This window comes from Vibrio sp. CDRSL-10 TSBA, from assembly GCA_039696685.1.
Taxonomy (GTDB): Bacteria; Pseudomonadota; Gammaproteobacteria; order Enterobacterales; family Vibrionaceae; genus Vibrio.
Genome location: CP155566.1, coordinates 1,278,142 through 1,292,213, shown reverse-complemented (window position 1 = coordinate 1,292,213; position 14,072 = coordinate 1,278,142). Strand labels below are relative to the sequence as shown.

General features: G+C 51.0%; 10 protein-coding genes, 1 pseudogene and 1 riboswitch. Of the genes and pseudogenes, 9 read left to right on the top strand and 2 right to left on the bottom strand.

What is annotated here, in order from left to right; translation table 11 throughout:
- Nucleotides 1–26: 26 nt before the first annotated feature.
- Genes ABDK09_13375 through codA form a run of 4 tightly spaced genes read left to right on the top strand, consistent with a single transcriptional unit; the run spans nt 27 to nt 3,741 of the window.
- A complete protein-coding gene (locus ABDK09_13375; GenBank protein ID XAW90399.1) occupies nt 27–674 on the top strand; it encodes a cytosine permease in 648 nt (215 codons plus the stop codon).
- Nucleotides 559–1,287, top strand: coding sequence for a cytosine permease (locus tag ABDK09_13370; protein ID XAW90398.1), 729 nt, complete (start codon nt 559–561; stop codon nt 1,285–1,287). Before ABDK09_13375 ends, ABDK09_13370 begins: the two co-directional genes overlap by 116 nt.
- Before the next feature lies 1 nt (nt 1,288).
- Nucleotides 1,289–2,482 carry a PucR family transcriptional regulator ligand-binding domain-containing protein gene (locus tag ABDK09_13365; GenBank protein XAW90397.1) on the top strand — a complete coding sequence of 398 codons (1,194 nt, stop codon included), beginning with the start codon at nt 1,289–1,291 and terminating at the stop codon, nt 2,480–2,482.
- Between the two features lie 11 nt (nt 2,483–2,493).
- On the top strand, nt 2,494–3,741 hold the full coding sequence (gene codA / locus ABDK09_13360) for a cytosine deaminase (GenBank protein ID XAW90396.1): 1,248 nt from the start codon (nt 2,494–2,496) through the stop codon (nt 3,739–3,741).
- A gap of 83 nt (nt 3,742–3,824) precedes the next feature.
- Here the strand turns inward: codA and ABDK09_13355 are convergent, their stop codons facing one another.
- Together ABDK09_13355 and ABDK09_13350 are read right to left on the bottom strand one after the other, a co-directional pair.
- A complete protein-coding gene (locus ABDK09_13355; GenBank protein ID XAW90395.1) occupies nt 3,825–5,414 on the bottom strand; it encodes a glycoside hydrolase family 68 protein in 1,590 nt (529 codons plus the stop codon).
- Between the two features lie 182 nt (nt 5,415–5,596).
- Nucleotides 5,597–5,682: riboswitch (cyclic di-GMP riboswitch) on the bottom strand.
- A gap of 435 nt (nt 5,683–6,117) precedes the next feature.
- A complete protein-coding gene (locus ABDK09_13350) occupies nt 6,118–7,461 on the bottom strand; it encodes a GGDEF domain-containing protein (protein ID XAW90394.1) in 1,344 nt (447 codons plus the stop codon).
- Between the two features lie 641 nt (nt 7,462–8,102).
- On the opposite strand from ABDK09_13350, the gene ABDK09_13345 reads away from it, so the two are divergent.
- The 5 genes and pseudogenes from ABDK09_13345 to ABDK09_13325 all read left to right on the top strand — a co-directional run bounded on the left by ABDK09_13345 (nt 8,103) and on the right by ABDK09_13325 (nt 13,976).
- Entirely contained in the window at nt 8,103–10,526 is a 2,424-nt protein-coding gene (locus ABDK09_13345) for a YgiQ family radical SAM protein (protein XAW90393.1), read from the top strand.
- A gap of 447 nt (nt 10,527–10,973) precedes the next feature.
- Entirely contained in the window at nt 10,974–12,368 is a 1,395-nt protein-coding gene (locus ABDK09_13340; protein XAW90392.1) for an MFS transporter, read from the top strand.
- A 12-nt stretch (nt 12,369–12,380) separates the two neighbouring features.
- A pseudogene (locus ABDK09_13335) lies at nt 12,381–12,701 on the top strand (family 43 glycosylhydrolase).
- Nucleotides 12,702–12,756: 55 nt separating this feature from the next.
- Nucleotides 12,757–13,320: a family 43 glycosylhydrolase gene (locus ABDK09_13330; protein ID XAW90391.1), complete on the top strand. Its 564-nt coding sequence runs from the start codon at nt 12,757–12,759 to the stop codon at nt 13,318–13,320.
- Between the two features lie 77 nt (nt 13,321–13,397).
- The gene (locus tag ABDK09_13325; GenBank protein XAW90390.1) at nt 13,398–13,976 is read left to right on the top strand and encodes a sugar O-acetyltransferase; all 579 of its coding nucleotides are present in this window, start codon (nt 13,398–13,400) and stop codon (nt 13,974–13,976) included.
- Nucleotides 13,977–14,072: the final 96 nt, after the last annotated feature.

Here is a 14,072-nt window from a genome sequence, read left to right as displayed (position 1 = left end):
AAACATCAATTCAAGGAATGAATGTTATGAAGACGACAAGCGATTATCCGTTAAGTGCTGTACCAGCTGACCAACGTAAGGGAATGTGGTCAATGATGTCAGTATTGCTCGGCTTTACCTTTTTTACTTCCACTATGTGGGCCGGCGGTACACTGGGCAACGCGTTCAGCTTTTATGAGATGTTGGCCATCATCCTGGTTGGCAACGCTTTACTGGGCATCTACGCGGCGGCCCTGGCTTATATTGCCTGCAAGACTGGCCTCAATACCGTGTTACTCGGACGTTACAGCTTCGGCTTGAATGGCAGTAAACTGTCTGATTTTGTGCTCGGCTTTACTCAGATAGGCTGGTATGCATGGGGTACAGCAACGATCGCTTTGATTCTAGTCAAGCTGCTTGAACTGCCAGAATCCTGGACCGTCCCGCTGATGGTGGTGTTTGGTTTTGGCTTTTGCATCAGTGCTTCCATCGGCTACAAAGCGCTGGAACTGCTGTCAAAAATTTCTGTACCGGCGATGCTGTTTTTCATTGGCCTGAGTTTTTACAAAGGTTTGATTGATGTCGGCGGCATCGGTGAAACTGATCGGCAAGCAACCAAGCGACAGCATGCCAGTAGCCGCTGCCATTACTCTGGTGTTTGGCACTTTTGTCAGCGGCGGCACTCAGGCCACTAACTGGAGCCGTTTTGCTAAAAACGGCAAGGTAGCCGTGATCACAACTCTGGCCGCTTTCTTTGTCGGTAACGGCCTGATGGTTTTTGTCGGCGCATTCGGTGCCTCGATTTATCAGCAATCGGACATTGTCGATGTTCTGGTGTCACAAGGCTTTATGCTGGCTGCAGTATTGATGCTGTTTACCAACATCTGGACCACTCAGGACAACACCATTTATAACTTTGCGGCGGCCGGTTGTAACATTCTGCGTACCGACAAGCGTCGCCTGATCACCTGGATTGGGGCTGCTATCGGCACCGCGATGGCGATCATGGGAATGTATAATATGCTGATCCCTTTTCTGATTCTGCTCGGTACCTTTATCCCGCCGATTGGCGCCATCATCATGACCGATTTCTGGGTCAAATACCGCACGCAAATGCCGGATTTAACCACCGCTAATCTGCCACAATACAATTGGTCAGGTCTGTTGGCTTACGCTATCGGCTCTGGCTGCGCCTATTTCTCGCCTTGGGTCGCACCGCTGGTCGGCATTCTGGTCTCCGCCGCAAGCTATACCCTGTTGCTGTCGCTGTCGGGCGCCAAACAACGCGCTATCCAGAGTGCGCAGTAAGATGGTTACCATTGATTCATTAGGGTGTATTTCCGGCCTGGAGCCTTTGCAGCTCCGGGCCGGGCAGCAAGGCCGGCGCAATATTATCCGCTGGCCTTACGTCGCGGAAAATGCGGATATTAAAGACTGGATTGAAGGTGGCGAGCTTATCTTCGTGACCGGTTTAAACTGGAACTGGCAAGCCAACGATTTTATCCAGCTGATTACGACCGCCAAAGCGAGAAATGCCAGCGGTCTGGTACTGCTGACTCATTCCCCTTATTTGGAAGAAATTCCACACAAAGTGTTGGCATTCGCCGACCAGTGTGGCTTTCCCGTGATTGAGCAGCCGTGGGCACTGCCGATGGTCAAAGTCACCGAGCTGCTGTCGAATGCGATCATCATGACCGATCTGGAACACAAGTCGACCCGCTGGCTGGTTCAACACTTGCTGGAGACCACAGTGCCATCGGACATGACGTTGCTCAAAGCCAGCGAACACGGCATAGATGTTAACAGTATCTGGTCCGTGGCGGTCATTACTCCCGCTTCGAATCAGACCAGTGATCTGATACGTAGCCAACATTTAATCAGCCAATTCCTGGCTGGTTTTAGCGGAGCTCTTCCCGTACTCGAATATCACCAGGGCTGGCTGGCCTGCCTGCCACTTGCCCCCAACAGCCCCGACACGCTTGCGGTGTGGCAGCAACTGGCACAGCATCTTGCCCGTCAGGGAATTGATTGCCATCTTGGAGTAAGCGAAGCCAGAACGCTGCGCAACCTGCGTCAGGCGGTGTTACAAGCACGGCAAAGTGCAGATTTCAGTGCTGCCCATCAGGGGTATCAGGTGGTCCATTACAATAGTCTTGGCATTGCGCAAATTTTCAGCCGCCTTGAAGATCCGCAATTTCTGGCTGACTTTTGCAAACAACATCTGGGCGGACTGTATGGCGATCAGGACAAACACAATCAATTACTCAAACACACGCTAAGCAGCTATCTCGACAACCTGGGATCACTGCGCCAAACCGCCGCTCACCTCAATATTCATCGTAATACGCTCAGCAACCGGCTGAGTAAGATAGAGCAACTGACCGGTCTGAGCCTCAACAATGCCCAGCAGAGGTTGAGTCTCCAATCCGCACTGATCGCAGAACGTTTGCTGTTTTCATCTGCAACCAATACGCAGCCATCAACTGACAAATTGCACTTTTGAAGGAAGGAACCATGATTATTATTAACGCCAGCCTGAGAGGCAAACAAGGACTCTACAGCCTCGAATGTGAACAGGGCCAGTTTACCGCTATCACACCGCAATCAGGCATGATCAGCGACGCCCGGGCGGAGATTGATGTAGCAGGTAACCTGCTGTGCGCCCCTTTCGTTGAACCTCATATTCACCTGGACGCGGTACTGACCGCCGGGGAGCCCAACTGGAACATGAGCGGAACGCTGTTTGAAGGCATTGAGCGCTGGGCAGAACGTAAGCCGATGCTGAGCCGGGAAGATGTACAGTCGCGGGTACTGAAAACCATCGAACTGCTGCTGGAAAATGGCATTCAGCATATCCGTACCCATGTCGATGTAACTGACCCTGATTTAGTGGCTCTGAAGGCCATTAACGAATTGCGCCCGCAACTGGCACCTTTTATTGATTTGCAAATCGTGGCCTTTCCGCAGGAGGGTATCCTCTCCTACCCTAACGGCACCGAGTTGATGGAAAAAGCGCTTGAACACGGAGCCGATGTTATCGGTGGTATTCCACATTTTGAATTCACGCGCGAATATGGCGTGCAGTCGGTGGAATGGCTGATGGACCTGGCGCAAAAACACGATAAACTGGTTGATGTGCATTGTGATGAAATCGATGATGAAGCATCACGTTTTCTCGAAGTGTTGGCAACCGTGGCACTGGAAAAAAATATGGGCGAGCGGGTCACCGCCAGTCACACCACGGCCATGCACTCTTACAACAACGCATACTGCTCTAAGCTGTTCCGCCTGCTCAAGAAGTCAAAGATTAACTTTATTTCCTGTCCGACAGAAAGCATCCACTTGCAAGGCCGCTTTGATACCTATCCGAAACGACGCGGCATCACACGGGTCAAAGAAATTCGCGCAGCCGGTATGAATATCTGTTTTGGCGAAGATTCCATTCAGGATCCCTGGTATCCAGTCGGAAACGGTAAGCTGCTGCGCGTGCTCGATTCCGGGCTGCATTCCTGCCATATGATGGGCTATGAAGACCTGGCAACCGCGCTGGATTTAATCACCGATAACGGCGCCAAAGCGCTGCATATCTCAGATCGCTACGGTATCGAAGTGGGTAAACCGGCCAACTTTATTGTCCTGCAAGGCAGCAATGATGTAGAAGTGATTCAGAAACAGGGCGAAGTGCTATATTCAGTGCGTCATGGAGAGATCCTGATTGCCCGTCAACCCGCCAAGTTACTCAGCCGGGTATCTCTCTCCTAGTCACACCTGATGATTAGTTTCACTCTGAATGTGACAACAGGCCTTGCAAAGCAGAGACTTCACAAGGCCTGGTTTAGTCTGGATTAATTACGTCCATGGCGACCGTTGACGCCACTTGGGTTAACCTGTCGGTTAGCCGGAATATCCGCCCAACCACCTAACCCGTCACCATACAGCCCATAGGTGTAATCCACTTCGGATGTGTCACCGTCAATAAGGATCTTGACCGTTGGAGCCAGAGTACCGCCTCGGCGGAAATTTTCCTTAAAGCCAACAGTGTCGATAAACGACTGTATCAAGCCATCAGGCATCACATAGTGAGAATAAGACTGAAAATGCCCGGCTGGCTGATTGTAGTCAGGGTCATACGGCGTTCCCGGATAGAAGTTAAGGTTAGTCGGGTTACCCAGAACCAGTCCCGACCCTTGGTTCATCGGCTGATAATCGCTGCGGATGCCATTACCGACAAAGCCGTATACGCCCTCAGGCCCGGTGATTCCATTGGCAAATGTGGTACTGTGGCTGATGGTAAACAGATAGTATTTACCATCTTTTTGCACAATTTGCGGGCGCTCAGTCTGGTCAGTCACACAGTTGGCAGAGAGGATTGGCGGCAAAAATTCCCATTCCGTCAGGTCATCATTCGTCGCTCGTGCCAACCCGACATTACCAATCTGATACGTCGCTCCCGAAGCGTTCACCTCTCTTGGCGTCTCAGCGTACGGGTCTCCCACCTGATACCCCAAATCTTCTTCAGTACACTTGGCTTCACCACGTTTCATCGCTGAGTTGCCTTCAAACACCATAAATGTTTCGCCCGGATGCGCGGGGTCGGTGAAGGTGAACGGGTCACGGAAGTTGAAGTACGGGTTTTGCTCTGCCGTCTGATAATATTCTCCGTCGGCTTCCAGCAAGGTAGTGACTTTTTTAAATCCGGTAAACTTCACTCCGTTTTTATTCGCATGAATCTTACCCACACTCAGAGCAATACGCGGATCATAGGGTTTGACATCGTTCCCATTTTCATCACGATAAAAGGCCACGTCGGTAAAAAACAGTTTTACCTCGCCGCCAGGGAATATACGCGCAGATCCTGACCATTGCGTCTGATGACTATAGGATTGATCTTCAAAAATTTGTCCTGTCACCCCTTCATCAAAAATCAGGCCGCCATACGTCCATCCTCCATTGGCAGGACGCTCCTCATCAGGAATACCCGCCGGACGATAGAAGTAACCAATTCTGGCGTAAACGTGGCGATCATCAAAACCCAGACTACGATCGGCGACCAAGGAAAAGATAACCTCCTGACCATTGATACTGTATTGGTTAGCATCAGCATCCGTCAGCGGCCATGAGTCCCAGACCCAGACCTGCTCATTGGACATATCCGGAAAATCGAGCGGAATGGGTGGCATGGTGTACTCTTCTGGCATTGAGTTTTCACGTGATGGTGTCAATGGATCTGACATCCGCTTAAGCTGGCGAGCATCAGCACGAGTCCACTTGGCGGTAAAATCGCTATCCGGTGCATAAGCTTGCTGGGTGTGTACTGTTGGCTCAGGACCCGGTTGAAGCTGTGCTGCTAAAGCGGATTGGCCGGCTCCCGCAAGCAGTAACCCCATCATAATATGTGACACCGGCACGACCGGTTTTCGACTGTTTGTACTCATTATTTACCTCTGCTTAATTAACATTGTTATCTGTTTTCTTTCCAGAGATAGTGACCACAACGGGATGTATCGTGTTATCTTCACAGTTTCGAGAACGTTCCCAACTTTTGATAAAAAGTCGGCTGAATCAGGTTATCCCCTCGATACAAATTCGAAACAGAAAGAATGCATTGATAAACACAGTTGGCGGTCCCGCTATCTTAGGAATATATCCGTTAGACCGGAGACTTTGCGTCACCTCCTTTCGAAGGCTTTGCCTTTACAATCGTCAATAGCTCACTGAAGAGAGCGTATTGACCGGACTCAGACAGCGTGTGCTGACTCAGTAACGGGAAGCATATCCGGACAATGTTACAAAACAAGCAGCCTTAACCAAAACTCACTCAAGCCTGACCGTTAGTTAACAAAAGCAATCGCAACACAACTGTCTGATTTTAAAATAAACCTGATAAGGTAAGTGATGGTACCGGTCTCAAAGCCTCCTGCGCCATCCGAATGAAAGCGCAGCAAGCAAACCCGTCTTTTTAGCCAATAACTGACCTGAATATGACACAACACATAACCTTTATTAATTTAAGGTTATGTGTGTAATAAACAAATCCACAATCCAACACGCGACGAGGGATGATTTCAAACACCAGACAGGCTCCCTACGGATACGAGAGCCCAAATTAGATGGGATAGTCGTGCAACGCCAAAGAGACTAAGCGTATTGTAAATCAGAGAAAGCGATGACTTGATTACGGCCGTTCTCCTTTGAGCGGTATAAAGCTTTATCAGCTTCGCTCAGACACTCATCCAGGCTTTTCTCGCCGCGACTGGTAGTCCAGCCAATCGACGTCGTGACCGGGCCATGAATATCAGTCCAGCCTTCAACTTCGGTACCCTCCACGTTACGGCGCAGTTTTTCGGCAACATAACCAGCACCTTTACTGTTAGTGTCAGCCAGAATAACAGCAAATTCTTCTCCACCAATGCGTCCGACAACATCCACGTCGCGCAATGTTGCTTTGAGGGTTTTCGCAATCTCGATCAGAACCTTATCACCAATCGCATGCCCTGCTTTGTCGTTAATCGATTTAAAATAATCGATATCTAGCATCATGACACACAAGCGGGTATCACTGCGGCGCGCACGCGTCAGCTCATGTTCGCCGGCATCAAAAAACTTGCGGCGGTTCGGCAGTGCAGTCAGCTTATCGTTATAGGCAGCGTAAATAAGTTTACTTTCCATTTCGCGCCGGCTGCGATCAACCCGCTCGACAAAAATCGCTGAAATACCCACCATGAGTACAATAAACCAGCACACAATCACCACAAACATACCGAGAATGCTGGTATCACCGGCCAAAAACGAATTCACCAGAAAATAACCAATCAGGATTGGAAACAGGTAGCCCACCACGACCTGATAACGTGCCACTTTGCCGGCAATATAGGGGCTGAGAATGCTCTTCAGCACACCAAAATCGGCGCTCAGCGCCAGCGCGGAGAGACTCAGAGTGAAACCCGCCGTTGCAGTTAGCAAAGACATCTCACCGTAGAAACTGCTCAGTTGATAGGAGTAACCGATAAAAGTGATCATCGGAATAGAAAACGCCAGCGATGCCGCCAACTGTGACAACATTTGCTGCCGTATGGCTTTGAACCACACAGCTGCTGCGCAGGCAGCCAGCATCAAGGCTGAATTCACACCAAAGCTGTTACTTTTGCCCTGTGCGATGTCTGCCAGCACCAAATGATGAAACGGCATTACGCTCTGGCTTATTTGGGTTTGAAACAGCGCATCGAAAATTCGCGTTCCGACGACAAGCAAGGCCAGGGTAGCGAAAGTGCGTTGTAACCAAATCGCTCTTTGTGAAGCAGAACCAACCAGCAAACTCAAACCGATCAGTACGACGACGGCGGCCGTCTGGGGATTGGTCGCGGGCCCATTAGGAAACGGGCGATACAGTTCTTCAATATGAGCGGCATAGCCGACAAATGATATCAAACCGAACAGAAACGGCAGCCGCACCAAAGGGACGTACGATAGACACCGCCGCATCAACCAGAATCCAGGGTTTAGAAGAAGAGTGTTGTGCAAGCATAATGTTAAGCAATTGTAGATATTTCCCGAATGGTAGCAGCCACCACCCGCCTTAACAACACAGCGTCCTGATTCTGGGAGCAATCCCCCTTCGCTTTAAATCAGGTTAACAATGGTTGCGACCTCTTGGTAAGTCCCTGTTGTGTCGTTCACCACCACCATTCAGCACGGTTATGGCAGCGCAATTCACTGATGATGAACTGTTGTGTTTATTAACAACAGAAACAGAGCGGCTTCGCTGAGAACGTGGTACACTCCACCGCTATTTTGTCTGGCGTCTTTTTTCACCTGCTATTATTGCAAAGTTGAGAACGGAAAATTTCCATGCAGACCAGTTTGAGCACAGGTTGCTCAAGCCTTAACTAAGCCAGCAAAAACAGAGCTGACAGCGGATGTCTTCGGCTCTCAACACGCGCAATGTAAGCGGCCAGGAGTGGTCGTCAGTGACTGTTTCAGACCATTCGGGTCATAAACAGATCGGCGCGAAAAGAATTTCGGGCGTTGAGTGTGCGACCACACAACACAGGCACAAAGCCATATTACAAACATGGTCATGCAGCCGCTCAGCCCTTAGCGTAAAGTGAGCACGTTTTAAATATATGAATACACCAAAGATTAACGAATACAAAAAGTACTGGGCCGAATGTTTTGGCACAGCGCCTTTCCTTCCCACCTCACGTAAAGAGATGGATGCTCTGGGTTGGGACAGTTGTGACATCATCATCGTGACCGGTGATGCGTATGTTGATCACCCAAGTTTTGGTATGGCGATCATTGGCCGTTTGCTGGAATCACAGGGCTTTCGGGTAGGTATCATTACTCAGCCGGAATGGCAGAACAAAGATGCCTTCACCAGCCTGGGTAAACCGAACCTGTTCTTCGGTATCACTGCCGGCAACATGGACTCGATGATCAACCGCTACACCTCAGATAAAAAGCTGCGTCATGACGATGCCTACACCCCGAATAATGAGGGTGGTAAACGTCCGGATCGTGCCACTCTGGTGTATTCACAGCGCTGTCGTGAAGCCTATAAAGATGTGCCTATTGTACTGGGCGGTATCGAGGCCAGCCTGCGTCGTGTCGCGCATTACGACTACTGGTCAGATAAAATCCGTCGTTCGGTGCTGTTTGATGCCAAAGCCGATATCCTGCTGTTTGGTAACGCCGAGCGTGCGCTGGTCGAAGTCGCACACCGTCTGGCTAATGGCGAAAACATTGCTGACATGACCAATGTTCGCGGCACCGCCGTTAACCTGCCGGTCGCGCCGGAAGGTTACACCGTGATCGACTCGTCACGGATTGATAAGCCAAGCAAACCGTTTGTGCCGACCAACCCGTACGAAGTTGAAACCCAGTGCGAAACCAACAAGAAAGAAGAAGTCGAAGCCAAACCGATTACCATTCGTCCGTCGCGCCACGATGCAAAAACCACCGCGGTGCGTCTGCCGTCGTACGAAAAACTGCAAAATGACCGTATTTTGTACGCACACGCCAGCCGTGTTCTGCATCTGGAAACCAACCCGTATTCCGGCCGCGCCCTGCTGCAGAGCCATGGCAACCGTGAACTGTGGGTTAACCAGGCGCCTATCCCGCTGACGACCGAAGAGATGGACTTTGTGTTTGGCCTGCCTTACGCACGGGTTCCGCATCCGATGTACGGCAAAGCGAAAATTCCGGCTTATGACATGATCAAGACCTCAGTCAACATCATGCGTGGCTGTTTTGGTGGCTGTTCATTCTGTTCGATTACCGAGCACGAAGGACGAATCATCCAGAACCGTTCGCAAGAGTCGATCATCAACGAAGTCAAAGAGATTCGAGACAAGGTACCGGGCTTTACCGGAACCATTTCCGACCTGGGTGGCCCAACCGCCAACATGTACCGTCTGGGCTGTTCTGATCCGAAAGCGGAGGCTAACTGCCGCCGTCCATCGTGTGTGTTCCCGGGTATCTGTCATAAACTAAATACCGACCACAAACACACCATCGACCTGTACCGTGAAGCGCGTAAAGTTGAAGGCGTGAAGAAGATCCTGATCGCGTCCGGGGTACGTTATGACCTGGCGATCGAATCACCGGAATACGTTAAAGAACTGGTGACGCACCACGTCGGTGGCTACCTCAAGATTGCACCGGAGCATACTGAAAAATCGCCGCTTGATCTGATGATGAAACCGGGCATGGGGACTTATGACCGCTTTAAAGAGATGTTCGAGAAATTCAGTGCCGAAGCAGGCAAGAAGCAGTACCTGATCCCGTACTTCATTTCTGCTCACCCGGGCACCAAAGATGAAGATATGCTCAACCTGGCATTGTGGCTGAAACAGAACAACTTTGAGTGTGACCAGGTACAGAACTTCTACCCGTCACCGATGTGTAACGCAACTGCGATGTACCACTCAGAAGTGAACCCGCTCAAACGCGTGAAGTACAAGAAGCGTGAAGACATCACGGTGCCGAAAGGTGAGCGTCAGCGTCGCCTGCACAAAGCACTGCTGCGTTACCACGATCCGCTCAACTGGCCTTTGATCCGTGAAGCGTTGATCGACATGGGTAAGAAACACCTGATCGGTGACAAACCAAGTTGTCTGGTACCAGCCGAAGACAGTGACCGCAGCACGCCGGCTCAACGTCGCAAGTCAGGTCGCCACGGTGCCAACCGCTTTGCCACCAAACATACTAAGTCACAGCCAGGCTTTGACGCGCTGCGCGGCGATCAACCAAAAGGTCAGCGCAATGGCGGAAAGGCAGCAGGACAAGGTCAGCAAGGCGGTCCGGGTAAACAAGGCGGTTCAAATAAGCAAGGTGGACCCGGTAAACAGGGTGGACCAGGCAAACAAGGCGGGTCAAACACCCAGGGTCGCTCGCAAGGTAAACCCGCTTCTCAGGGTGGCCGTAACCAGCAGGGCAACCAGGCAACAAACGGTAAAACAAGCGGCAACCGCGGTCAGGGAAACAACCCGACGCGTGCCCGTGGTAAAGGCCAGTCTCAGGGACGCAGCGGTCAGCGCGCGAACTGATCCCGGTAACCCTCGTTAACCCAGACTACCGCCCACGGTGGTAGTCTGGAGTTGTAATAGAAAGCCGCCGACCTGGCGGTTTTTTTATTGTCTTTCATCCACCCGAGTGACGTTTATTCACGCCCTGTCTCTGCCTTATAAAACGTTATTTCATCTGGCTCTGCCAAGACTCTTGGTCTTTATTTCCCTCTGGTAATCACAGACAAGCCAAATAGCTGCGATGCCTTTTTTAATACATTAATCACTACGAAACAAATACTTATAAATAGTACTGTTATTACTCTTTGATAGGACCAACGTGAGAAAATAGCCTGTTTAGTCATAACCAGATTAGCTAAAAATATGCACAAAAATGCTGCATACCCGGATATTTGAGACTCATAACAGCACCAGAACGCTATTCCCATTACATTATTCATCAGTTGTAAATCAACGGATGAAAATACAATGTATAAATATAAGCTGCCTGTATTAGAAAAAGTGGGATTTGGTGCCGGTGATATGGCCGTAAACGTGGTCATCTCTTCGATGATGTTGATCATCACCTTTTTCTACACCGATATCTTTGGGATCAAACCCCAGGATCTCGCTCTGCTGTTCATCGTGGTACGTCTGATTGATGCGGTCACTGACCCGTTAATGGGCATGCTGACCGATAAAGTTCATACTCGCTGGGGTCGCTACCGGCCCTATCTGCTATTTCTTTCTGTACCGTTCGGATTATCAGTGTATCTCGCTTTCAGCACCCCCGATGCGGACTACAACAGTAAACTGATCTACGCCTACGCGACCTATATTCTGGTCACCATTATGTTTACCGCGGTGACGATTCCTTACATCTCGCTTATCAGCGTGCTGACGGACGATCCGAAAGAGCGCCTGTCTGCCAATGGTTACCGGCTGTTTTTTGCCAAGATTGCCGCGTTTCTGGTCACCATTATCGTGCCGCAACTGTCTGAATTCTGGGGGCAAGACAATATCCAGCTTGGTTACCAATATGCGATGGGACTAATGGGATTGATGGGTACACTGCTGTTCCTGTTCTGCTTTGTGACCACCAAAGAACGGATTGAACACAAAGTGGAGCAGCGCAGTTTCACTCAGCAGGTCAAATTGCTGGCCAGTAACGACCAATGGCTGGTGCTGTGCGCAGTGTGCGTCACTGGTACTGTTGGATATGTGATTCGCGGCTCTGTTGCCGCCTATTACGCCAAATATTATCTTGGGGGCGATGCGGGTACGATATCAGCCTTCCTGGCGACCGGCGTGGTAGCGGCCATTCTGGCCATGGTCGCTTCGACCTGGATTACCAAACGCTACTGCAAAATTAAGCTGTTCCGCTACAGCCAGATTGCCGTACTGCTGATCAGCGCCCTGCTCTATCTGCTGGTTGGACGCGGCGATTTTGCCCTGGCGTTCATGCTCTATTTCCTGCTCTCGTTCGTGGTGGATTTGCATGCGCCAGTATTCTGGTCGGCAATTGCCGAAGCGGTCGATTACGGCACCTACAAAACCGGCCAGCGCGTTTCCGGCCTCGCCTTTGGCGGTATCTCTTTCTGTCAGAAATTTGGCATGGGAATTGCCGGTGCAATCGTCGGCTGGCTGCTGACCACGTTCAACTATGTCCCGAACCAAGATCAATCGGATTATACCCTGACCGGTATCGCTCTGATGCTAACCATCATTCCCGGCCTGTTTCACTTTTTGATGGGCGCGTTGATGTTTAAGTACAAGGTCACCGACCGTTTTTATCATTCGATGACCGCGACCAATATTCTCGAGCAGGATGAAAACCTCAGTACGGTTACTCCGGATAAGCCACTGAAAGGTCTCACTCATTAAGGTTCACATTATATGCAAACACTGATTAATCCAATCATTGAGCAGCGGGCTGACCCGCACATCTATCGCCACAGCGACGGTTATTACTATTTTACCGCGTCTGTGCCCGAATATGACCGGATTGAAATTCGCCGCGCGCGTTCAATCGCGGAGCTTGCCACCAGCAGCGAACTGATTAACGCTTGGTATAAACCGGACGACGGCCCTTACAGCGATTTAATCTGGGCACCGGAGCTACATTTTATCGACAACTGCTGGTACGTCTATTTCGCTGCTGCGCCGTCACGTGAGATCGTCGATGGGCTGTTTCAGCATCGGATGTATGCCATCTCAAACAGCAATGCGAACCCCATAAGCGACAACTGGTCATTCGCCGGCCAGATTGACAGTGGTATGGATACGTTTCTGCCTGGATGCGACTGCGTTTTCTCACCAAGGCCGCAACTACTATGTCTGGGCGCAAAAGGAAAACGGCATCACCGGCAACTCCAACCTGTATATCGCCGAACTGGAAACACCCCTGATACTCAAGACTCCGCCGCAGCGGTTAAGTATCCCTGAGTTTGACTGGGAACAACGTGGATTCTGGGTCAACGAAGGACCTTCGGTACTGCATCGGCACGGCAAATTCTGGATGACGTATTCGGCCAGCGCGACAGATGAAAACTACTGTATGGGCCTGCTGTGGGCCGATGAAGATAGTGACTTACTCGACCCTGCCAGCTGGCATAAATCTGCCCGCCCGGTCTTTGCCACCAACTGGCAGCTCAAGGTGTATGGACCAGGTCACAACAGCTTTACCCGGGATGAACACGGCAACGATTTACTGGTCTATCACGCACGCGATTACACCGAAATTGAGGGTGATCCGCTTTGGGATCCGAACCGCCACACCCGGGTTAAAGTGCTTGAATGGCAGGATGGTCAGCCACATTTTGGCGATGCCGTCTGAGTCATGAACCTGCCCGGCGGGTCCCTGCCGGGCAGGCGAACTATGAATAAACAGAACCACTTCAGACAGGAGTCCTGATGAGTGCACTGCAACAAATGCGCGCCGGTGAGCGCTACTGGATTAATGATCCCGGGCTGATTGAGATCCGCGATACCGCTCGGGATCTGGCCGCCGAATATAATCAGCTGCCCCGAAGTGCCCGTGAACAGCAACGCACGATATTGCAGCGCCTGTTTGCTGCGATTGGCGACGATGTGCATTTCGAAAAACAGATCAATATTGATTACGGCATCAATACCACGATTGGCAGCCATGTCTTTATCAATTTTAACTTCACGCTGCTCGATTGCGCCCCGGTTAGCATCGGTGACCACGTATTTATTGGCCCGAACGTGCAGATCTATACCGCTCATCACCCACTCGACAGTGCCAGCCGCGACCAGCATATCGGCTGGGCCGAGCCTGTTACTATCGGCAACCATGTCTGGATTGGCGGAAACTGTGTGATCATGCCCGGCGTATCGATAGGTGACGGTGCGGTCATCGGCGCAGGCAGTGTCGTCACCCGGGATATTCCCGCTAACTCGCTGGCCTTCGGCCATCCATGCCGGGTACAGCGCCAGATTGAGCAAGGCGAAGAATTCATCCGGCCCTGAGATTCATCCGCCTTGTCCGGCTCTAGTTCATCATGCCAGTCGCCCGGGTTGAACGCACCGTGCGCTGGCATCACTTTCATCAGCTGTATCGAGCCC